The organism is Pseudomonas sp. NPDC099000 (genome assembly GCF_044759925.1).
GTDB lineage: Bacteria > Pseudomonadota > Gammaproteobacteria > Pseudomonadales > Pseudomonadaceae > Aquipseudomonas.
The window spans coordinates 33,625-53,611 of sequence record NZ_JBIWAF010000010.1 but is presented as its reverse complement, the minus strand read 5'-3'; the positions used below and the strand labels follow the sequence as shown (position 1 = coordinate 53,611).

General features: G+C 59.9%; 19 protein-coding genes and 1 pseudogene. 11 read left to right on the top strand and 9 right to left on the bottom strand.

Annotation, left to right across the window (positions count from 1 at the left end; genetic code table 11):
- Window positions 1-141: 141 nt before the first annotated feature.
- On the top strand, window positions 142-1,020 hold the full coding sequence (locus ACIQV9_RS14630; RefSeq protein WP_403102498.1) for a DMT family transporter: 879 nt from the start codon (window positions 142-144) through the stop codon (window positions 1,018-1,020).
- Between the two features lie 49 nt (window positions 1,021-1,069).
- Here the strand turns inward: ACIQV9_RS14630 and ACIQV9_RS14625 are convergent, their stop codons facing one another.
- Window positions 1,070-2,371, bottom strand: a complete 1,302-nt coding sequence (locus ACIQV9_RS14625) for an MFS transporter (RefSeq protein ID WP_403102496.1) — start codon at window positions 2,369-2,371, stop codon at window positions 1,070-1,072.
- A 457-nt stretch (window positions 2,372-2,828) separates the two neighbouring features.
- On the opposite strand from ACIQV9_RS14625, the gene quiC reads away from it, so the two are divergent.
- Both quiC and ACIQV9_RS14615 read left to right on the top strand, forming a co-directional pair.
- Window positions 2,829-4,730 (top strand): 3-dehydroshikimate dehydratase QuiC, encoded by a 1,902-nt coding sequence (gene quiC, locus ACIQV9_RS14620; protein WP_403102493.1) that lies wholly within the window; start codon window positions 2,829-2,831, stop codon window positions 4,728-4,730.
- A 102-nt stretch (window positions 4,731-4,832) separates the two neighbouring features.
- Window positions 4,833-5,510, top strand: a complete 678-nt coding sequence (locus ACIQV9_RS14615; protein WP_403102491.1) for a TetR/AcrR family transcriptional regulator — start codon at window positions 4,833-4,835, stop codon at window positions 5,508-5,510.
- Between the two features lie 73 nt (window positions 5,511-5,583).
- Here ACIQV9_RS14615 and ACIQV9_RS14610 read toward each other — a convergent pair whose 3' ends face one another.
- The 3 genes from ACIQV9_RS14610 to ACIQV9_RS14600 all read right to left on the bottom strand — a co-directional run bounded on the left by ACIQV9_RS14610 (window position 5,584) and on the right by ACIQV9_RS14600 (window position 7,936).
- Window positions 5,584-6,438 carry a shikimate dehydrogenase gene (locus tag ACIQV9_RS14610; protein WP_403102488.1) on the bottom strand — a complete coding sequence of 285 codons (855 nt, stop codon included), beginning with the start codon at window positions 6,436-6,438 and terminating at the stop codon, window positions 5,584-5,586.
- Between the two features lie 5 nt (window positions 6,439-6,443).
- On the bottom strand, window positions 6,444-6,884 hold the full coding sequence (aroQ, locus tag ACIQV9_RS14605) for a type II 3-dehydroquinate dehydratase (protein WP_403102486.1): 441 nt from the start codon (window positions 6,882-6,884) through the stop codon (window positions 6,444-6,446).
- A 140-nt stretch (window positions 6,885-7,024) separates the two neighbouring features.
- Window positions 7,025-7,936, bottom strand: a complete 912-nt coding sequence (locus tag ACIQV9_RS14600; RefSeq protein WP_403102484.1) for a LysR substrate-binding domain-containing protein — start codon at window positions 7,934-7,936, stop codon at window positions 7,025-7,027.
- Between the two features lie 116 nt (window positions 7,937-8,052).
- Between ACIQV9_RS14600 and ACIQV9_RS14595 the strand changes: the two genes are divergently transcribed.
- Both ACIQV9_RS14595 and ACIQV9_RS14590 read left to right on the top strand, forming a co-directional pair.
- Complete coding sequence (locus ACIQV9_RS14595) at window positions 8,053-8,259, top strand: 4-oxalocrotonate tautomerase family protein (RefSeq protein ID WP_010467451.1); 207 nt, start codon at window positions 8,053-8,055, stop codon at window positions 8,257-8,259.
- A gap of 51 nt (window positions 8,260-8,310) precedes the next feature.
- Window positions 8,311-8,544 (top strand): annotated as a pseudogene (locus ACIQV9_RS14590) (hypothetical protein); the annotation flags it as partial.
- A gap of 54 nt (window positions 8,545-8,598) precedes the next feature.
- Here ACIQV9_RS14590 and trmA read toward each other — a convergent pair.
- Together trmA and ACIQV9_RS14580 are read right to left on the bottom strand one after the other, a co-directional pair.
- Window positions 8,599-9,678, bottom strand: coding sequence for a tRNA (uridine(54)-C5)-methyltransferase TrmA (gene trmA / locus ACIQV9_RS14585; protein ID WP_403102481.1), 1,080 nt, complete (start codon window positions 9,676-9,678; stop codon window positions 8,599-8,601).
- The gene (locus ACIQV9_RS14580; protein ID WP_403102479.1) at window positions 9,675-10,970 is read right to left on the bottom strand and encodes an NCS2 family permease; all 1,296 of its coding nucleotides are present in this window, start codon (window positions 10,968-10,970) and stop codon (window positions 9,675-9,677) included. The genes trmA and ACIQV9_RS14580 overlap by 4 nt, the downstream gene beginning before the upstream one ends.
- Window positions 10,971-11,185: 215 nt before the next feature.
- Here ACIQV9_RS14580 and ACIQV9_RS14575 point away from each other — a divergent pair, with 215 nt between their 5' ends.
- Together ACIQV9_RS14575 and ACIQV9_RS14570 are read left to right on the top strand one after the other, a co-directional pair.
- Window positions 11,186-11,641 carry a DUF4879 domain-containing protein gene (locus ACIQV9_RS14575; protein WP_403102765.1) on the top strand — a complete coding sequence of 152 codons (456 nt, stop codon included), beginning with the start codon at window positions 11,186-11,188 and terminating at the stop codon, window positions 11,639-11,641.
- Between the two features lie 67 nt (window positions 11,642-11,708).
- Complete coding sequence (locus ACIQV9_RS14570; RefSeq protein WP_403102477.1) at window positions 11,709-12,260, top strand: DJ-1 family glyoxalase III; 552 nt, start codon at window positions 11,709-11,711, stop codon at window positions 12,258-12,260.
- A 6-nt stretch (window positions 12,261-12,266) separates the two neighbouring features.
- Here the strand turns inward: ACIQV9_RS14570 and ACIQV9_RS14565 are convergent, their stop codons facing one another.
- Together ACIQV9_RS14565 and ACIQV9_RS14560 are read right to left on the bottom strand one after the other, a co-directional pair.
- The gene (locus ACIQV9_RS14565) at window positions 12,267-12,554 is read right to left on the bottom strand and encodes a HigA family addiction module antitoxin (RefSeq protein ID WP_403102474.1); all 288 of its coding nucleotides are present in this window, start codon (window positions 12,552-12,554) and stop codon (window positions 12,267-12,269) included.
- 13 nt (window positions 12,555-12,567) lie between these two features.
- On the bottom strand, window positions 12,568-12,846 hold the full coding sequence (locus tag ACIQV9_RS14560; protein ID WP_403102471.1) for a type II toxin-antitoxin system RelE/ParE family toxin: 279 nt from the start codon (window positions 12,844-12,846) through the stop codon (window positions 12,568-12,570).
- 201 nt (window positions 12,847-13,047) lie between these two features.
- On the opposite strand from ACIQV9_RS14560, the gene ACIQV9_RS14555 reads away from it, so the two are divergent.
- The 3 genes from ACIQV9_RS14555 to ACIQV9_RS14545 are packed head-to-tail and all read left to right on the top strand — an operon-like array spanning window position 13,048 to window position 16,762.
- The gene (locus ACIQV9_RS14555) at window positions 13,048-13,578 is read left to right on the top strand and encodes a (2Fe-2S)-binding protein (protein WP_403102468.1); all 531 of its coding nucleotides are present in this window, start codon (window positions 13,048-13,050) and stop codon (window positions 13,576-13,578) included.
- Complete coding sequence (locus ACIQV9_RS14550; protein WP_403102465.1) at window positions 13,575-14,564, top strand: FAD binding domain-containing protein; 990 nt, start codon at window positions 13,575-13,577, stop codon at window positions 14,562-14,564. The genes ACIQV9_RS14555 and ACIQV9_RS14550 overlap by 4 nt, the downstream gene beginning before the upstream one ends.
- Entirely contained in the window at window positions 14,561-16,762 is a 2,202-nt protein-coding gene (locus ACIQV9_RS14545; protein WP_403102463.1) for a xanthine dehydrogenase family protein molybdopterin-binding subunit, read from the top strand. The genes ACIQV9_RS14550 and ACIQV9_RS14545 overlap by 4 nt, the downstream gene beginning before the upstream one ends.
- On the opposite strand, the gene ACIQV9_RS14540 is transcribed toward ACIQV9_RS14545, so the two are convergent.
- Window positions 16,759-17,997 (bottom strand): MFS transporter, encoded by a 1,239-nt coding sequence (locus ACIQV9_RS14540; protein WP_403102461.1) that lies wholly within the window; start codon window positions 17,995-17,997, stop codon window positions 16,759-16,761. The genes ACIQV9_RS14545 and ACIQV9_RS14540 overlap by 4 nt on opposite strands.
- A 547-nt stretch (window positions 17,998-18,544) precedes the next feature.
- Here ACIQV9_RS14540 and ACIQV9_RS14535 point away from each other — a divergent pair.
- Window positions 18,545-19,984 carry a cytochrome ubiquinol oxidase subunit I gene (locus ACIQV9_RS14535; protein ID WP_403102458.1) on the top strand — a complete coding sequence of 480 codons (1,440 nt, stop codon included), beginning with the start codon at window positions 18,545-18,547 and terminating at the stop codon, window positions 19,982-19,984.
- Window positions 19,985-19,987: the final 3 nt, after the last annotated feature.

The window sequence follows — 19,987 nt, the reverse complement described above, 5'->3', positions numbered from 1 at the left end:
TCCCATATTGGATTTTTGTCGATCGCAAAACCGTGCGATGTTCGAACACTTTCGGCCTATGCTTGTGTTGGAATCTGGAACCAGGTTCTAAATTATTGGAATTCGCCGTCCGCGATACGTTTCACTTCGCAAGGGATCCCCATGACCGCCAGCACACCGCTCTCCGGCGTCAACCAACCCTTCAAAGGGATTTTGCTGATTGTCGTTGCGACTTTCCTGTTCTCCAGCCATGACGCTTTTTCGAAATACCTCTCAGGCTTCTATCCGATCGTGATGGTGGTCTGGGCCCGCTATGTGGTGCACACCTTGTTGATGGCCGGGATTTTTCTGCCGCAGTCCGGGTTGCGCGTCCTACGGACGAAGCGGCCGATGCTGCAGCTGGTGAGGGCGTTGTGCTTATTGGGCACCAGTTTGTTTTTTACCACCGGCCTCCAGTACATCCCGTTGGCCGAAGCGACGGCGGTGAACTTTCTTGCGCCGGTTCTGGTGACCGCACTGTCGGTGCCGCTGCTGGGGGAGCGCGTGACACGTGGCCAATGGATCGCGGTGATTTGCGGATTTATCGGTGTGTTGATCATCGTCCATCCCGGTGGCGATCTGTTCACGCCGGCGGTGCTGCTGCCGCTCTGTTCGGCGCTGTTTTTCTGCTTTTATCAGTTGCTCACTCGCAAGCTCAGCAACATCGACAGCCCGACCACCAGCAACTTCTTCGCCGGCTTGTGCAACACCCTGGTGATGAGCGCACTGGTGCCGTTCTTCTGGCAAGTGCCGACCCTGGGGCATGGCTTCATGATGGTGGCGCTGGGGACCTGCGGGATGACCGCGCACCTGTTTCTGACTCAGGCCTTCCGCCACGCCGCGCCCGCGTTGTTGGCACCGTTCGGTTACTGCCAGATTGTGTTTGCCGGTCTGCTGGGCTGGCTGCTGTTTTCCCACACACCGACCCTGACCACGGTGGTCGGGATCGCGGTGATTTGCTGCAGCGGATTGGCGGCGGCGTGGCAACAGAGTCGTCGGTAGGAAAATCAAAAAGGCAGGCCTGGAACCAGGCCTGCCAACGGAGGGCATTTTACTCGGTGACGGTAGGAATCTTGCGTGGTGCCATGAAGTACATCCAGATCAGGGCAATGAAGTACATCGCCGGAATCAGGGTGAACAGCACGGTGTAGTTGTTGTTGGTGACGGTCAGGATGTGGCCGACCAACTGGGTCATGAACATCCCGCCGATGGCGGCGCACATGCCGCCGAAGCCGAACACCGTACTCATCATGTGTTTAGGCGTGTAGTCCATCACCAGGCTCCAGATGTTCGCGGTCCAGGCCTGGTGCGCGCCGATGGCCAGGGAGATGGCGAACACCGCGACCCACAGGCTGCTCGAGCCCGCCGCCATGATCACGCCGACGATGCAGCAGGCGAACAGGAACATGGACAACAGTCGCGCCTTGATCGGGTTCATGCCGCGGCCGATCATGAACGAAGAGAGGATCCCGCCGCCAACGCTGCCGAAGTCGGCGGTCAGGTAGATGATGATCAGCGGGATGCCCATCTGGGTCACGTTGATCCCCAGGTTGTATTGCTGATTGAGAAACGGCGGCAGCCAGTACAGGTAGAACCAGAACACCGGCGCAGTCATGGAGTAGGCGAGGGCAAAGGCCCAGGTGCCCCGCATGCGCAGGATTTTCGAGAACGGGACGCGGGCCTGTTCCGGCTCGACTTCCTTCTGGATGTAGTCCAGTTCCGATTGTTTGACGCTCGGATGATCTTCCGGGTTGAAGTACTTCAAACCCCAGAACAGCAACCAGATTCCGCCCAGTGACGCCATGCACAGGAACGCGGCTTGCCAGCCCCACACGTGCAGGATCAGCGGCAGCAGCATCGGCGTGAACATCGCACCCACGTTGGTGCCGGCGTTGAAGATGCCGGTGGCCACGGCGCGTTCTCCGGCCGGGAACCACAAGCGCGTGGTTTTCACGCAGGCCGGATAATTGGCGGCTTCGGTCAGACCGAGAATGAATCGGCACACCATGAAGCCGACCGCCGACGTGGCCAGGCCGTGGGCGCCGGTCGCCAGGCTCCAGAGCAACACCGCGCAGAAGAACACGCGCTTCACGCCGACCCGATCGATCAACCGGCCTTGCAGCACGAAACCGATAGCGTAGCCGACCTGGAACCAGAAGTTGATGTTGGCGTAGTCCATCGCCGTCCAGCTCATTTCCTTGGCCAGGATGGGCTGCATGACGCCCAGTGCGGCACGGTCGATGTAGTTGAGCGTGGTGGCGAAAAACACCAGTGCCAGCATGCCCCAACGGGTTTTGCCGACCGCCATGGCGCCGCGAATCTTGTCGCCGACGCCGCCGATGGCAGGAGTCATGGAGGAACGCTCCACGGGAGAGCTTTGAGAAGGAGTCATGTAGGCCACCGATTATTTTTATGTGGTGTTCTGGTTCTTTGGTCACCGAGACCGGTGTTTGCGACCGGACTCAATGTGCAGTCGATGGTGGGCAGTGGACGAAAAATCGTCAATTCGCCAATCGGCATTGTGTTCGATAATCGCACGCAAAACTAACCGGGTAGTACACTTTGAATTGCTGTGTGAGTTCGCCAGGCCAATAATTCCCCCCAAGAAAAACGCGATCCCTGTAGGAGCTGTCGAAATGTGCCGAGGGGGCTTGCCCCCGTTCGGCTGCGAAGCAGTCGTAAACCCTGAGCACGCGATATACCTGTGACACCGCATCGCCAGATTTCACGGCTGCTTCGCAGCCGAACGGGGGCAAGCCCCCTCGCCACAGTGCCTCTAACAAGATTGTCTCCACACCGGGAGTCGAAATATGCAGCGTTCCATTGCCACCGTTTCCTTGAGCGGTACCCTGCCGGAAAAACTCGAAGCCATTGCCGCCGCCGGTTTCGACGGGGTGGAGATTTTCGAAAACGACCTTCTCTACTACGACGGCAGCCCGCGGGAAATCAAGCAGAGGTGCGCCGATCTCGGGATCGCGATCACGCTGTTTCAACCGTTCCGCGACTTTGAAGGCTGCCGCCGTGACCGTTTGCATCGCAACCTGGAACGGGCCGAGCGCAAGTTCGACCTGATGCAGGAGCTGGGAACCGACCTGGTGCTGGTGTGCAGTAACGCGTCCACCGATTCCATCGGTGATGAACAGATCCTTATCGATGACTTGCGCCTGCTCGCCGAACACGCCGGCGCGCGCGGGCTGCGGATCGGCTACGAAGCGCTGGCCTGGGGCCGGCATGTGAACACGTATCAACAGGTGTGGAACATCGTCCGTCAGGCCGATCATCCAAGCCTTGGCGTGTTGCTGGACAGCTTTCACACGCTGTCGCTCAAGGGCGACCCGAGTGCGATCGCCGAGATCCCAGGCGATAAAATCTTCTTCGTGCAAATGGCCGACGCGCCGATCCTGGCCATGGACGTGCTGGAGTGGAGTCGGCATTTTCGCTGCTTCCCGGGCCAGGGAGAATTCGATTTGCCGGGCTTCCTGGCTCCGATCATCAAGAGTGGCTACACCGGGCCGCTGTCGCTGGAAATCTTCAACGATGGTTTCCGCGCCGCACCGCCTCGGGCCAACGCCGCCGACGGTTTGCGGTCGTTGTTGTATCTGGAGGAGAAAACCCGTCAGCGTCTGGCACTGGAAACGACACCGGCGGCCAGCCTCGACATTCTGTTCGAGACGCCCAAGGCCAGCGAATACAACGGCATCGAGTTTCTCGAGTTCGCTGTGGACGAAAGCCTTGGCGCCAAACTCTCCCATTGGCTGCAGCGACTGGGTTTCGTCCAGGCCGGGCAACATCGCTCCAAGAGCGTGAGCCTGCTGCGTCAGGGCGATATCAACCTGATCCTCAATTCCGAGCCTTACTCGTTTGCCCACAGTTTTTTCGAAGCTCACGGTCCTTCGCTGTGTGCCACCGCCGTGCGGGTCAAGGACAGTGCCAGTGCGCTGGCTCGGGCCGTGGCCTATAAAGGCCAGCCTTATCGCGGGCTGGTCGGCCCCAATGAGCTTGAACTGGCTGCCGTGCGCGCACCGGATGGCAGCCTGATTTATCTGGTGGATCAGGACGCCGATGTCTACGGCACCGATTTCAATCTGCAACCGCCCGCCGTGACCGGTGGCGGCCTCAAGCGCATCGACCACATGGCGATGGCATTGCCGGCCGACAGCCTCGACAGTTGGGTGCTGTTCTATAAGAGCCTGCTGGATTTTGAGGCCGATGACGAAGTGGTGCTGCCCGATCCGTATGGCCTGGTGAAGAGTCGGGCGCTGCGCAGCCGGGACAGTTCGATCCGCTTGCCGCTGAATATTTCCGAAAACCGCAACACCGCGATCTCACACGCGCTGTCGAGTTATCGCGGCTCCGGCGTGCATCACATCGCATTTGACTGCGATGACATCTTTGCCGAAGTCAGTCGTGCCAAAGAGGCGGGCGTGCCGCTGCTGGATATTCCGCTCAATTACTACGATGACCTCGCAGCACGGTTCGATTTCGACGACGAATTCCTCAGTGAACTGGCGTATTTCAACGTTCTTTATGACCGTGATGCCCAGGGTGGCGAGCTGTTCCACGTTTATACCGAGCCGTTCGAAGGGCGGTTCTTCTTTGAAATCATCCAGCGCAAAAATGGCTACGCCGGTTACGGCGCGGCCAACGTAGCAGTGCGCCTGGCGGCGATGGCCAAATCCCGAAGCGGTGCCGTACGTCCGGCAAAGTTGTAGGAAAATCGTAAACACGGCGACAAACCGCTGCCGCGCGGCTTCCTTCACTGTGCGGCGCGGCCCATAATCGCCAGCCTGTGCAGTGATGGCCGTGAGCCCGCAATGACGATAACTTCAGAACTCTCCGCAGTGCCCGACGAACCGATTGCCGGGCCGCGCAAGAGTCGCAAGAACAACCCGGAAAAGACCCGCGAGAACATCCTTCAAGAGGCTATTGTCGAGTTCGTCCAGCAAGGGCTTTCCGGTGCTCGCGTCGATGCCATCGCCGAGCGCATCCACACCTCCAAACGCATGATCTATTACTACTTCGGCAGTAAGGAACAGCTCTACGTCGAGGTGCTGGAGAAACTCTACGGCGATATCCGCAACACCGAAAACCACCTGCACCTGGCCGAACTGGCGCCGGTGGAGGCGATTCGGCGGCTGGTGGAGTTCACCTTCGATCACCATGATCGCAACGTCGATTTCGTGCGCATCGTCAGCATCGAGAATATTCACAACGCTGAGTACGTGAAGCGCTCCGACGCGATCAAGGCGATGAACAACACCATCCTCGATTCACTGGGCGTGATTTTGCGTCGCGGGGCCGAAGAAGGCGTGTTCCGTTCAGGGCTGGAGCCGTTGGATGTGCATCTGCTGATCAGCTCGTTCTGTTTTTATCGCGTGTCGAACCGCCACACCTTTGGTGAGATCTTTCAGATCGACTTGCCGGACGAGAGCATCAAGCAGCGGCATCGGGAGATGATCTGCGAGTCGGTCTTGCGGTATTTGCAGGCCTGACGCCTTCGCGGGCAAGCCTCGCTCCTACAGTTCAACACAATCCTGTAGGAGCGAGGCTTGCCCGCGAAGCTTTTCAGCCATTCATGCTCTGAAAATGTTCCAACATACGTTGCACATCCGGCACCACACCACTGAACAATTCAAACGCCTTCACCGCCTGAAACACCGCCATGTTGCCGCCATCCAGCGTTCGGCAACCCAGGGCGCGAGCATTGCGTAGCAACTCGGTTTCCAGTGGAAAATAAACAATCTCCGCCACCCACAATTCACTTCTCAGCAATTCCACCGGCACCGGCATGCCCGGCAGTTTTTTCATGCCCATGGGCGTGGTGTTCACTAACCCGTTCGCCTGGCCCAACGTGCTCGGCAAATCATGCCCCGCCACGGCCCGGCCAGCGCCGAAATGTTGATTGAGATTGTCCACCAGTGCCTGCGTGCGGCTGATCTCCACGTCGAAAATACTCAACAGCTGTACGCCTTCGCTCAACAGCGCGTGGGCCACTGCCGCACCGGCGCCGCCAGCGCCCATCTGGACCACGCGCTCACGGGCAACGTCCTTCAATCCCCGGCGAAAACCCTCGGCAAAACCCAGGCAGTCGGTGTTGTGGCCTATGCGTTTACCGTCCTTCAATACAACTGTGTTCACTGCCCCGATGCCGCGAGCTTCCGGCGACAATTCGTCGAGCAGCGGGATGATCGCCTGCTTGCACGGGAAGGTGATATTCAATCCGGTGAAGTTCATGCGCTCGGCGGCCATCAGCAAGTCGGGCAGGGCGCTGCTGTCGAGTTTTAACTGATCGAGGTCGATCAAGCGATAGAGATAACGCAAACCCTGGGCATCACCTTCATGCTCGTGCAGCGACGGAGTACGGGACGCCTGGATGCCGGCGCCGATCAGCCCGGCCAGTACCGCGTTGTTCTGAGTCACGGCGTTCACCCCTTCAAGCGTTGGCTGAAATAATCCAGCGCCAGGCGATAACCGTGGCTGCCGAAACCGGCCATTACCGCAGTGGCAATGGCGGAAACAAAGGAGTGATGCCGGAAGGGCTCGCGGGCGTGAACGTTGGACAGGTGGACTTCGACCACCGGCAATTCGCTGGCGATCAAGGCATCGCGGATTGCGACTGATGTGTGTGTCCAGGCCGCCGGGTTGATGACAATCCCGGCGCATCGGCCACGGGCCGCGTGAATCCAGTCGAGTAATTCGCCTTCGTGGTTGGTCTGGCGAAATTCCACCGCCAGGCCGAATTCCTCGGCGGCGCGTCCGCACAGCGCCGAGATGTCGGCCAGGGTTTCGTGGCCGTAAGTCGCCGGTTCACGGGTGCCGAGCAGGTTCAGATTCGGGCCGTTGAGCACCAGAACGATAGGGGACATCGAAGTCTCTCCACATATTATTTTTGGAATGGGCTGGAGTGTTCAGCCTGTGGAGATAAATTGTACTAGCTGGTTAGTTCGGTCAATTGAAGAGAGGTTTCATTGAGGTTTTGTGTGCGGTGATCGGACAGTCTCAAGGCTTATCGCGGTAGATGTTCAACCAGGAAATCGATGAACGCGCGCAATCTCAGCGGCATATGACGGCTCTGCGGATAGAGCAATGTGAAGGGCCGGGAGCGTCCGGCATAAGGTTTGAGCACCTCCACCAACGAACCATTGGCCAGTTCGTTTTCGACGATGAAGCGGTAGGTTTGAAACAGTCCCGCCCCGTGTTTGGCCAGGGTCACGCCGCCGAGCACGTCGTCAGAACAACTCAGGCTGCCCTCGGCAAGAATCTCCCGCGGTGCGCCGTTGTCGTTGAACAGCCAGGCAATGCGACGACCGCTGCTGGGCAGTTCGTACTGAATGCATTCGTGCTGCGCAAGGTCGTCCAGGCTTTGCGGGACACCTGCGCGTTTCAGGTACTCGGGACTGGCAATCATCACCAGTGCAGCGTCCTCAAGGTGCCGGGCAATGAGGCCGGAATCCGGAATCGCCCGCACGCGGATCGCCATGTCATAGCCTTCGCCGACGAAATCGATGTTGCGATTGCTGATGTGCGACTCGACTTTCACGTCCGGAAAACGCGCCCGGAATGCCGGCAACAACGGCAAGATCCGGTGGTGCGCATACGTCGTGGGAATACTGATGCGCAGCGTGCCGGACGGTTGCTGTTGCTGGCCCATGACCTCACGCTGAGCCTCGACCAACTGCGCCAGGGCTTGACGACATTCCTCGTAATAGCGGCGACCGCTGTCAGTCAGCTTGACGCTGCGAGTAGTGCGCGCAAACAGCCGCACGCCCAGGCGTTCTTCCATGCGCGATACCGATCGACTCACGGCTGCCGGTGTGACCCCGGCCACCAACGCGGCCGCCGTAAAGCTGCCGGCCTCGGCCGCAAGGCAAAACAGTTCGATGCTGCCCAGCTGAAGATCGTCGAATACTCGCTGCATGATGGATGACACCGCGGATCAAATGAGGGACTGGATTTCGCCACTGTAGATGAAATCGACCCGGCGGTGCTTTACTTGACCGGCGTCTTCCTTGATAACCGGCCAGGAGCAGCATCATGCCTTTCGTCAGCGTGCGCATTACCCGTGACGGCGTCACCCGGGAGCAGAAAGCCCAGGTCATTGCCGAGATTACCGACACCTTGGAGCGAGTCCTCGGCAAGGATCCGAAATTGACCCACATCGTGATCGAAGAAGTCGACACCGATAACTGGGGTTACGCCGGCATGACCACCACCGAGTATCGAAAAAACCTGCCGGGATGATGATGCGACAAGCCCGGAGAGCCGTCCTCGCGACGGCTTTTTTGTGGGCGCGAGGATTTCTCAGACCTGAAAGTCGGCTTTTCCGGCACCGCCCTCTGTCATGAAGGCAAGGATCTGCACGTGTCCATCGCCGGGATGATTTCGGCGAGCAAGCCGTTGATGGACATGGCTGCCTCGGTCATCGCCTCGCGCAATGGTCGCCAAAGCAGCGCCGCCAAAGCAGAGGCCGCGCGGGCCAATGGCCGTAAAGGCGGGCGTCCGCGCAAGGCGGATGTCACCGATTGAGCACCCACAAAAAAGCCGTCGTGATGACGGCTGATTTGTCTAAGCGACTTACATTCAACGACGCGTCAACAACACTCCGGATTCCATGTGATGCGTCCACGGAAACTGGTCGAACATCGCGCACTGAGTGATGCGATGGGTGTCGTGCAACTGTGCGATGTTGGCCGCCAGGGTCTCCGGGTTGCAGGAGATGTAGAGGATGTTGTCGAAGCGCCGGGTCAGCTCGCAGGTGTCCGGGTCCATGCCGGCGCGAGGCGGGTCGACGAAGACGCTACCGAATTCGTAGCTCTTCAGGTCGATGCCGTGCAGGCGACGGAACGGGCGGACTTCGTTCAGGGCTTCGGTCAGCTCTTCCGCGGACAATCGCACCAGGGTGACGTTATCCACAGCGTTTTCGCTGAGGTTGCTCAACGCCGCGTTAACCGACGTCTTGCTGATTTCGGTGGCCAGCACTTTGCGCACGCGGGTCGCCAGTGGCAGGGTGAAGTTGCCGTTGCCGCAATACAGCTCCAGCAAATCGTCCGGGCGATCGCCGAGGGCGTCGTAGGCCCAGTTGAGCATCTTCTGGTTCACGGTGCCGTTGGGCTGGGTGAAGGCACCTTCGGGCTGGCGATAGCTGAACGTGCGGCCACCGACGTCCAGTTTCTCGACCACGTAATCCTGGCCAATCACTTCGCGTTTGCCTTTCGAGCGACCGATCACGCTGACGTTCAGGTCGGTGGCCAGTTTCGTCGCTGCCGCGTGCCAGTGTTCATCCAACGTACGGTGATAGCACAGCGTGATCATCGCATCGCCGGCCAGGGTGGTCAGGAACTCCACCTGAAACAGCTTGTGGCTCAGCGCCGCACTCGCCTTCCAGGCCGCCTTCAATTGCGGCATCAGCTCATTGATGCGCAGGCTGGCAATCGGAAACTCTTCGATCAGGATCGGCGTGCGTTTGTCTTCCTGGGAAAACATTGCGTAATGCCGATCGCCGCCTTCGCGCCACAGGCGGAATTCGGCACGCAGGCGGAAATTTTTCAGCGGCGAATCAAACACCGCAGGTTCCGGTGCATCGAACGGGGCCAGCAGGTCGCGCAGGCGCGTGACCTTGTCTTCGAGCTGGACGGCGTAGGCCTGGGAATCAAAAGTCATGCGTTGAACCAACCCAACTTGATCACGAACAGAATCGACAGAATCACCAGCGCCGGGTTCAGCTCACGGCCGCGGCCGGACAGCAATTTGATCGCGGTCCAGGAGATGAAACCGAAGGCGATGCCATTGGCGATGGAATACGTGAAGGGCATGGCCAGGGCGGTGATCACGACCGGTGCGGCGACGGTGATGTCGTCCCAGTCTATTTCGGCCAGGCCGGATGTCATCAACACTGCGACGAACAGCAGCGCAGGGGCGGTGGCGAATGCCGGAACGCTGGCCGCCAATGGCGAGAAGAACAGCGCCAGCAGGAACAGGATCGCCACCACGACGGCAGTCAGGCCGGTGCGGCCACCGGCACTCACGCCGGCGGCGGATTCGATGTAGCTGGTGGTGGTCGATGTACCGAGCAGCGAACCGGCCATGGCCGCGGTGCTGTCGGCGATCAGGGCGCGGCCCATTTTCGGCATGTGGCCGTCCTTGCCCATCAGGCCGGCGCGCTTGGCGACGCCGATCAGGGTGCCGGAGTTGTCGAACAGGTCAACGAACAGGAAGGCGAAGATCACGCTGACCAGACCGATGTCGAGGGCGCCTTTGATATCCAGTTGCAGGAAGGTTGGCGCCAGGGACGGCGGCATCGACATCACGCCGCCGAACGGCGTGAAGCCCAATGCGATGGACGCGATGGTCACGACCAGAATGCCGATCAGCACCGCACCGCGAATGGCGAGCGCTTCGAGGGCAACGATCAGGGCAAAACCGAGGGTCGCGAGGATCGGTGCCGGTTGTTTCAAGTCACCGAGGCCAACCATGGTCGCCGGGTTGCTGACCACAATGCCGGCGTTATGCAGGGCAATCAGCGCCAGGAACAGGCCGATACCGGCGGCAATCGCCGAACGCAGCGGCAGCGGGATGCTGTTGATGATCCATTCGCGGATGCGGAAGATCGACAGCAGGAAGAACAGCACCGCCGAGATGAACACCGCCCCCAGCGCCACTTGCCAGGTGTGGCCCATGTGCAGGACCACGGTGTAGGTAAAGAAGGCGTTCAGGCCCATGCCCGGCGCAAGCGCGATCGGGTAGTTGGCGATCAGGCCCATTACCGTGGAGCCGATTGCTGCCGCCAGACAGGTCGCGACAAACACCGCGCCCTTGTCCATGCCGGTCTCGCCGAGAATGCTCGGGTTGACGAACAGAATGTAGGCCATGGCCAAGAAGGTCGTGACGCCCGCGAGAATCTCGGTCCGCACGTTGGTGTTGTGTGCCTTGAGTTGAAACAGCCTTTCCAGCATGTCTGCTCCCCGTGGCGCGCCGGGCGCCGTGAATGTATCGACCTCAACAGCAAAGCACAGGCCGTTGATAGCGCCTGGTAATTTTCTGTGGGCCGGAAAAAGCCGCGCATCATACCAGCAGCGTGGGGCTGTGGCTGCTTATGGCTGCGATCGTCGCCGATGTTTTGTGCAAAAGCGAAGTGAGCCATACTGCGCGCTGGTTTTGGGGGGGCGATATGTATTGCATTAATAAGCGTGGGGTTATGGTGATTGGCGTTGCGATGGCGTTGTGGCTGGGGGCGCAAACCGCCTCGGCAGCGATGGCGCAGCCATTGAGCCAGGTGAAAGTGATCAAGGTCGAATCGCCGGGCTGTGGTCTTGAAAACATTGTCGAGAAACAGGAGCAGACGAGCTGCGACCACAGCGGTCCGAGCATCAAGGTCTACGTACTGGAGATTGGCTATGGCCGTGACCCGCATGTCGCGCTGGATGGTTTTGAGGTAGACGGCACCCGGACGCCGGTGTGTGCCTTTCAAACCGGTAACCTGACCGAGTGCACCCCAGGCGCGAATACCGTCGGCTATCTGTATATCTTCGATCTGAAGGGCAAGCAGAACGGGATCTTCACCTTCAGCAACACCTCGATCAACGCGCCCCGCAACACGATGTCGACACAGCTTTACATCAAGTAACGCCTGCGCTCGAACAAGGGTCAGGAAAGCTGACTACGCTTTAAAGATCATTCTGTGGACCGCGCCCATGACCTTTAGAGCTTTGATTACCCTCGCCGAGGGCATCGATGACCTGCAAACCGTGACCCTGATCGACGTGCTGCGCCGCGCCAAGGTTGAAGTGGTGGCAGCGAGCATCGAGGGCCGACGCATGATCACTTGTGCCCGCGGTACCCGCCTGACCGCCGATGCGATGCTGGTGGATTTGCTCGCCCAGCCGTTCGACCTTCTCGCATTGCCTGGAGGAGAGGTGGGCTCACAACACCTCGCCGCGCATCAACCCCTGCAACAGTTGATCAAGGACCAGGCTGCCGCCGGGCGTCTGTTCGCGGGCATCGGTGAATCCCCTGCGCTGGCGTTGCAAGCCTTTGGCGTCTTGCGTCAGCGGCGCATGACCTGCCTGCCATCGGCGAGCCATCAACTGTCGGGTTGTAATTTTATTGACCAGCCCGTGGTGGTCGACGGCAACTGCATCACCGCCCAGGGATCGGGTGCGGCACTGCAGTTTGCCCTGACGCTGGTGGAGCAACTCTGCGGTAAAGCCACGCGAGCTGCCGTGGCGGCGGAGTTGGTGGTTTGAAACATGTCAGGCGTGACTGGCAATGGGTTGGATAATCGGTTGCTCACGATGCTCCGCTTGCCAGAGATCGTAGTCGGTCTGGACGCCTAACCACATGCGCGCCTTGCCAATACCGGCGCGCTCGAGACGCACCGCCAAATCCGGACTGATTGGCGCGTGGCCATGCAGTACACGCGAAAGATGCGGACGAGCGAATCCCAGGTGACGTGCCAGCTCTGTGACACTGATGCGTAGCTCGGGCAATACATCCGTCAGAAGCGTTTCGCCAGGGTGCGGCGGGTTGTGCATGGGCATGTCCTGCCTCCTGTCAGTGGTAGTCCAGATAGTCGACCAGTTCGATATCCGATCCGATAAAACGAAAAATAACTCGCCAGTTCCCCGAAACGCTCAATGACCAATATCCGGCCAACTCACCTCGGAGTGGGTGCAGCCGCCATCCCGGCAAGTCGAGGTCGCCAGGCAGCTCTGCGCGGTCCATGAACTGGAGCATCCGAGCCAGACGCTTTGCATGGTCTGCGCGAACCCCACGAGTCGAACCGGTTTCATAGAAGCCGCGAAGGCCTTTGTGTTGAAATGATTTGATCATGGGTCGAGTGTAAGGCGATACATTACACTTTATGCACTATCTATGTACTGCACCTTGTCGGCGAATATGTGCATCGACCTGTATTTCAGCCATTTTCACGCCCATCAATTCCCTTGAACGCTCATCCCACCCCGAAGTCGTACCCCTTATGACGGCGGTTTGCCAAAACGCCGCGAACGTACGACCAACCGTGAGGTGTTTATGAGTGCGACCACTCCCGAGGCGGCGCAGCCGTCCTTCGTCCGTCATCCGTTACGCCTGACGCTCAACGGTCAGGAGCGACAGCTCGACGTCTTGCCCTGGACCTCGTTGCTGGATCTGCTGCGTGAGCAGTTGGACCTGATCGGTACAAAAAAAGGCTGCGACCACGGCCAGTGCGGCGCCTGCACGGTGTTGCTCAACGGCAAACGGGTGAACGCCTGCCTGACGCTGGCGGTGATGTGCAACGGTGCGGAGCTGATCACCATTGAGGGGTTGGCGACTGGCGACGAATTGCACCCCATGCAGCAAGCCTTCATCAAGCACGATGCCTTTCAGTGCGGCTATTGCACACCGGGGCAGATCTGCTCGGCGGTCGGTCTGGTCAATGAAGGGCGGGCGCAAACCACCGCAGATATTCAAGAACTGATGAGCGGCAACCTCTGCCGTTGCGGTGCCTACAACAATATTCGCGACGCCATCAAAGAAGTGCTTCCCGCCTGCCGCCAACCTGAGCAGGGGGGTGGCCAATGAATCCTTTCCACTACAGCAAACCCGATTCGGTACAAGCCGCCGTACATCTCGCCGGCCCGGCATCGCGTTTCATCGCCGGCGGTACGAACCTGCTGGATTTGATGAAGGAAAATGTCACCCGTCCGGAGCACTTGATCGACATTACCGGGCTGCCCTTGCGCGATGTCACTGAAACGGCCCAAGGGGGGCTGATGATCGGTGCCCTGGTGAGCAATGCCGACCTGGCGTGGCACCCGTTGATCGAGCAGCGCTACCCGCTGTTGTCCCAGGCGATTCTGGCCGGCGCGTCACCACAATTGCGCAACATGGCCAGCACCGGCGGCAACCTGCTGCAACGCACGCGCTGCTATTACTTCTATGACGCTGGCGTGCCATGCAACAAGCGGGAACCCGGCAGCGGTTGCCCGGCGCGGGACGGGCTGAACCGGATTCATGCGATCTTCGGCGCGAGTGAATCGTGCGTCGCTACCCACCCCTCAGACATGTGTGTGGCCTTGGCTGCGCTGGAGGCCGTGGTACACGTGCAAGGTCCCAGCGGTGCGCGGACTATCGTGTTCGCCGATTTCCACCGTCTGCCGGGCGATGCTCCCGAGCGTGACAACCAACTCGCCGACGATGAACTGATCATCGCCATCGAATTACCCGCCACCGGTTTTGCCGAACACAGCCATTACCTGAAAATTCGTGATCGCGCGTCATATGCCTTTGCATTGGTTTCGGTCGCAGCAGCGCTCGATTTGTCCGGACCGATCATTCGCGAGGCGCGACTGGCCCTTGGCGGCGTGGCGCACAAACCCTGGCGCGACAAGGCCGTGGAGGACTGGCTGGTCGGCAAAGAGGTCAGCCGCGAAACCTTCACCGCCGCCGCCGATGCTTTGCTGCAAAACGCCGAACCGCTCGAACACAACGCTTTCAAAGTGAAACTGGCGCGTAGGGCTATCGTCCGCGCACTGAGCGATGCCGCGCAGGGAGGGCAAGCCCGATGAACACTTACACTCAACCCATGGGACAGCCGCTTGACCGGGTCGACGGCCAGCTCAAGGTGACGGGACAGGCGCGCTACGCCGGCGAGTTTCCCGAGGACGGTCTGCTTCATGGCAGTGTTGTTTCCAGCACCATTGCATGCGGTCGGGTGATTGGTATGGATGCATCGAAGGCCTTGGCGTTGCCTGGGGTCGTAGCGGTGATCGATCATACCAATCGCCCGAAGATCGCCAGCTACGACAAAGAATATGAGGACGCCGACTCGGCCGACGGTTCACCGTTCCGTCCGTTGTATAACGATCGTGTCTTGTACAGCGGGCAACCGTTGGCACTGGTTGTCGCGGACAACCTAGAGCTGGCGCGCCATGCCGGTTCATTGATCAAGATTGAATACGAAACCGACGCCCATCAGACCGATCTGCTATGCCTGCAAGGCGAAGCCCATCCGGCACCTGCCGAACTGCCCAAGCCGCGTGGAAACTTTCAGGCTGAGTTCGCCGGCGCGGCCATGAGCCTGGACCTGAACTACAGCACCCCGATCGAGCATCACAATCCAATGGAGCCGCACGCCAGCACGGTGCTCTATCAGGCCGACGGTAGCTTGCACATCCATGACAAGACCCAGGGCCCGCAGAACTGTCAGTCGTATGTGCAAAAGGTGTTCGGACTTGAGAAAGAGCAGGTCAGAATCTTCGCGGCGTATGTCGGCGGCGCATTCGGTTCGGGCCTGCGTCCGCAGTATCAACTGCCTTTGGCAGTCATGGCGGCGCTGCAACTCAAGCGCTCGGTGCGCGTGACATTGACGCGCCAGCAGATGTTCACCTTCGGCTATCGCCCCCGCACCCTGCAGCGTTTGCAATTAGGCGCCGCTGCCAATGGCCGTCTGCTTGCCGTCGCCCACACCGCCATTGGCCAGACTTCGCGTTTTGAGGATTTCACCGAGCATGTGGTGGAGTGGAGCGGCATGCTCTATCACTGCGACAACGTGCAATTGGCCTACAAACTGGTGCCGCTGGATGTGTTCACGCCGCTCGACATGCGAGCGCCGGGCGCGGCGTTGGGGCTGATTGGCCTTGAATGCGCGATGGACGAACTAGCCTGTGCGTTGGCAATCGATCCGGTGCAGTTGCGTTTGATCAACTACGCGGAGCGCAATCAGAACGAAGACAAACCCTATTCCAGCAAAGAGCTGCGCGAATGTTACGCCCAGGGTGCCAAACGTTTTGGCTGGGAAAAACGCGATCCCGAACCGCGCAGCATGCGCCAGGGACGACAGTTGGTGGGTTGGGGCATGGCCGGAGGCGTCTGGGAGGCGATGCAGCAGAAGGCCAGCGCCAAGGCGTCGCTCGATCACAACGGCAAGCTGACCGTCAGTAGCGCCACCACCGACATCGGCACCGGCACCTACACGGTCATGACGCAAATAGCCGCCCAGGCGTCAGGCGTTTCTGTAGAGGATGTCACTTTTGTCCTCGGCGACTCTTCATTGCCGACTGCGCCGTTGCAGGGCGGATCATTCACCGTGTCATCAGTCGGCACTGCCGTTCAGCAGGCCTGCGACGCGCTGAAGGAAAAACTGCTCGCCGTGGCGCGGCAGACTTCGCCCGCGTTCGCAGGCGTGACCGCGGAACAAGCCGTTTTTGAAAACGGACATCTTTCGTTTGGCGATGCGCGACTGAAACTGGCCGACCTGGCTCGGGACTGTGGCGATGAAACGATCGAAGCTCAGGTCGACGCCGAACCGGACAAGAAGCGCGAAGCCTACGCCACCGCTACCCATTCAGCCGTGTTCGTCGAAGTGCTGGTCGATGAGGACCTGGGCACGGTGAAGGTCAACCGGGTAGTCAGCGCGATAGCGGCCGGGCGCGTAGTCAATCCGAAAATGGCTCGCAGCCAGATTCTCGGCGGCGTGGTGTGGGGCATCGGCATGGCATTGCACGAGGAGACGCAAACCGACCATGCCCTGGGCCGTCACATGAACCACAGCCTGGCCGAATACCACATCCCGGTTAACGCTGACATCGGCGACATTGATGTGATTTTTGTCGAAGAACACGACGAGATCGTCAACGCTCTCGGCTCCAAGGGCGTTGGCGAAATCGGTATCGTCGGGGTCGCAGCGGCAGTGGCCAACGCCATCTACCACGCCACCGGCAAGCGGGTGCGGGACTTCCCCATCACCCTCGACAAGCTTCTTTAGACCCTGACTTCTTCCACCGGCACATGCATGCGGTCGCGGTTGGCCAGGGTCGGGAACAGTTTGATCCACGCCCCGGTCACGACCAGTGTGCCAATACCGCCCATGACCACCGCCGGCACGGTGCCGAACCAGTGGGCGGTGAGGCCGGATTCGAACTCGCCCAACTGGTTCGAAGCACCGATGAACAGACCGTTGACGGCGCTGACCCGACCGCGCATTTCATCCGGGGTTTCCAGTTGCACGAAGGAGGCGCGGATCACCATGCTGATCATGTCTGCCGCGCCCAACACCACCAGCACAGCCAGGGAAAACCAAAACGAGGTCGAGAGGCCGAACGCGATGGTCGCGACGCCGAATACGCCGACGGCGGTGAACATCACCCGCCCGACTTTGCGCTCCACGGCAAATCGCGCCAGGTACAGCGACATCAGCAGCGCACCGACTGCCGGGGCGGAACGCAACAGGCCCAAGCCCCATGGGCCGGTCAACAGGATGTCCTTGGCGAACACCGGTAGCAACGCTGTCGCGCCGCCGAGCAATACCGCAAACAGATCCAGGGAAATCGCCCCGAGAATGTCCGGGCGACTGCGAATGAAGCGGATGCCCGCGAGCAACGAGTCCAGGGTCGCTTTGCCCTTGTTCAGCGGCGTTTGTCGGGCGGGCAGATTGAGCATCAACAGGCAGGCAATGATGTAGAGGATCACTGTCGGGCCATACACCCAGACGCTACCGAAGGCATAGAGCAAACCGCCCAGGGCCGGGGCGACGATGGTGGCCGATTGCTGGGCCGACTGCGCGGCGGCGACGGCGCGGGGGAACAGCGCGCTGGGCACGATGCTTGGGAGCAAGGCCTGGGTGGTCGGCATCTCGAAGGAGCGCGCGGCTCCCAGCAGGAACGCGAGGATGAAGATCATTTCCCGGCTGACATGGTCGGTCGCGCTGCCAATGGCCAGTGAAAGGGCAATCAACGCCTGCAGGGACTGACAGATCGCCGCGACCTTGCGCCGGTCATAGCGGTCCGCGACATGCCCGGTGTGCAGCATGAACAGCACCCGCGGGGCAAATTCCACCAACCCCACCAGACCCAAATCGAGCACATTGCCGGTCAGTTGATACAGATTCCAGCCGATGGCCACGGTGAGCATCTGAAAACCGCTGGCGGTAAACACCCGAGCCAGCCAAAACGCGATAAAAGGGCGGTGATGGCGTAACAGCAAGGGCGCTTGGCTGGGCATCTGAGGGCAGGTCTTGAGCGAGGAGAGGGTCGAGATTATCACCAACCTGTAACTAGAAGTTGCAGGCCGGGAAAATTCAGTTAGCTAGACACCGATCTCATAAGATTGGCTCGGACCTATTGTGGCGAGGGGGCTTGCCCCCGTTGGGCTGCGAAGCGGCCCCATTCCCTGGCTCTCATGGCAACTGGTACACCGCATCAGCCGATCTTGCGGCCGCTGAGCGGCCGAACGGGGGCAAGCCCCCTCGCCACAGGACGTTCGCTCCCACAGGTAATGTGTTTCAGTTCATGAGCAGAGCTATGAGGCAACCTGTCACGCGTCAAAAGACCACACCGTCCATCGTCAAAAATCGGACTACTCTTTCAACCATTGCTTGATCCAGATCAAGACCCTTGTGGAAATGATCCGGCGGCCAGATGGCCAGACTCCCTACGTTGTGATGTTGTTAAAAAAAGAACGAATGCAAATTCGCCACACTCCATATCCGTGGGGGCAGTGGGTGCAGGCCGCAAGCCTTCAGCCGGTATTACCTGACAGAGGAAGACTTATGTTCGGTTTGGAGGCGCTTGATCTCGCCCGAATTCAGTTCGCGTTCACCATCTCATTCCACATCCTGTTCCCGGCCATCACCATTGGCCTGGCGAGTTACCTGGCGGTGCTCGAAGGTCTGTGGCTGAAGACGAACAACGACACTTACCGCGATCTGTACCATTTCTGGTCGAAGATCTTTGCCGTCAACTTCGGCATGGGCGTGGTGTCCGGATTGGTCATGGCCTATCAGTTCGGCACCAACTGGAGCCGCTTTTCGGACTTCGCCGGTTCCGTGACCGGGCCGTTGCTGACGTACGAAGTCCTGACGGCGTTCTTCCTTGAGGCCGGTTTCCTCGGTGTCATGCTGTTCGGCTGGAACAAGGTCGGGCGCAACTTGCACTTCTTCTCCACCGTGATGGTGGCCATCGGCACGCTGATCTCGACCTTCTGGATTCTCGCCTCCAACAGCTGGATGCAGACCCCGCAAGGTTTCGAAATCATCAATGGCCAGGTCATACCAACCGACTGGTTCGCCGTGATCTTCAACCCGTCATTCCCGTACCGCCTGATGCACATGGCCACGGCCGCGTTCGTCGCCACCGCTTTCTTCGTCGGCTCCTCGGCGGCCTGGCATTTGCTGCGCGGCAAGGACAACCCGGCGATCCGCACGATGCTCTCGATGGCGATGTGGATGGCCTTGATCGTGGCGCCGATCCAGGCCGTCATCGGCGACTTCCACGGGCTCAACACGCTCAAGCACCAGCCGGCGAAAATCGCCGCGATCGAAGGTCACTGGGAAAATCATGGTGATGAGCCGACCCCGCTGATCCTGTTCGGCTGGCCGGACATGAAAGAAGAACGGACCAAATTCGCGGTAGAAATTCCATACCTGGGCAGCCTGATCCTGACCCACTCCCTGGACAAGCAAGTGCCGGCGCTCAAGGAGTTTCCGCCTGAGGACCGGCCGAATTCCACCATCGTATTCTGGTCATTCCGGATCATGGTGGGTCTGGGCATGCTGATGATCTTCACCGGTCTGTGGAGCCTGTGGCTGCGCAAGAGCGACAAGCTGTACACCTCGCGACCGTTCCTCTACCTGGCGTTGTGGATGGGGCCGTCCGGCCTGATCGCGATCCTCGCCGGTTGGTTTACCACTGAAATCGGCCGTCAGCCGTGGGTGGTCTATGGCCTGATGCGCACGGCGGACGCGTCCTCCAATCACAGCTTCATGCAGATGAGCATTACGCTGATCCTGTTCGTGGTGGTGTATTTCGCGCTGTTCGGTGCCGGTCTGGGCTACATGATGCGCCTGGTGCGCAAAGGGCCGAAGATCGACGAAGGCGCGGAAACGCCCGAAGGTGGTCCAGGCAAGAAACGCACGCCGGCCCGTCCGCTGTCCGCCGCCGACGATTCAGCCGACGACGACCACGATCCCAGCCTGACCAAGGAGATTTGAGTC

Bases quoted from the DNA above. Each gene is read 5' to 3' on its own strand.
- ACIQV9_RS14575 (WP_403102765.1), top strand. From the start codon at position 11,186: ATGTATTGCATTAATAAGCGTGGGGTTATGGTGATTGGCGTTGCGATG.
- ACIQV9_RS14535 (WP_403102458.1), top strand. From the start codon at position 18,545: ATGTTCGGTTTGGAGGCGCTTGATCTCGCCCGAATTCAGTTCGCGTTC.
- ACIQV9_RS14615 (WP_403102491.1), top strand. From the start codon at position 4,833: ATGACGATAACTTCAGAACTCTCCGCAGTGCCCGACGAACCGATTGCC.
- ACIQV9_RS14550 (WP_403102465.1), top strand. From the start codon at position 13,575: ATGAATCCTTTCCACTACAGCAAACCCGATTCGGTACAAGCCGCCGTA.
- ACIQV9_RS14600 (WP_403102484.1), bottom strand. From the start codon at position 7,936: ATGCAGCGAGTATTCGACGATCTTCAGCTGGGCAGCATCGAACTGTTT.
- ACIQV9_RS14560 (WP_403102471.1), bottom strand. From the start codon at position 12,846: ATGATCAAATCATTTCAACACAAAGGCCTTCGCGGCTTCTATGAAACC.
- ACIQV9_RS14580 (WP_403102479.1), bottom strand. From the start codon at position 10,970: ATGCTGGAAAGGCTGTTTCAACTCAAGGCACACAACACCAACGTGCGG.
- ACIQV9_RS14565 (WP_403102474.1), bottom strand. From the start codon at position 12,554: ATGCCCATGCACAACCCGCCGCACCCTGGCGAAACGCTTCTGACGGAT.
- ACIQV9_RS14555 (WP_403102468.1), top strand. From the start codon at position 13,048: ATGAGTGCGACCACTCCCGAGGCGGCGCAGCCGTCCTTCGTCCGTCAT.
- quiC (WP_403102493.1), top strand. From the start codon at position 2,829: ATGCAGCGTTCCATTGCCACCGTTTCCTTGAGCGGTACCCTGCCGGAA.
- ACIQV9_RS14545 (WP_403102463.1), top strand. From the start codon at position 14,561: ATGAACACTTACACTCAACCCATGGGACAGCCGCTTGACCGGGTCGAC.
- ACIQV9_RS14630 (WP_403102498.1), top strand. From the start codon at position 142: ATGACCGCCAGCACACCGCTCTCCGGCGTCAACCAACCCTTCAAAGGG.
- ACIQV9_RS14595 (WP_010467451.1), top strand. From the start codon at position 8,053: ATGCCTTTCGTCAGCGTGCGCATTACCCGTGACGGCGTCACCCGGGAG.
- aroQ (WP_403102486.1), bottom strand. From the start codon at position 6,884: ATGTCCCCTATCGTTCTGGTGCTCAACGGCCCGAATCTGAACCTGCTC.
- ACIQV9_RS14540 (WP_403102461.1), bottom strand. From the start codon at position 17,997: ATGCCCAGCCAAGCGCCCTTGCTGTTACGCCATCACCGCCCTTTTATC.
- trmA (WP_403102481.1), bottom strand. From the start codon at position 9,678: ATGACTTTTGATTCCCAGGCCTACGCCGTCCAGCTCGAAGACAAGGTC.
- ACIQV9_RS14625 (WP_403102496.1), bottom strand. From the start codon at position 2,371: ATGACTCCTGCCATCGGCGGCGTCGGCGACAAGATTCGCGGCGCCATG.
- ACIQV9_RS14570 (WP_403102477.1), top strand. From the start codon at position 11,709: ATGACCTTTAGAGCTTTGATTACCCTCGCCGAGGGCATCGATGACCTG.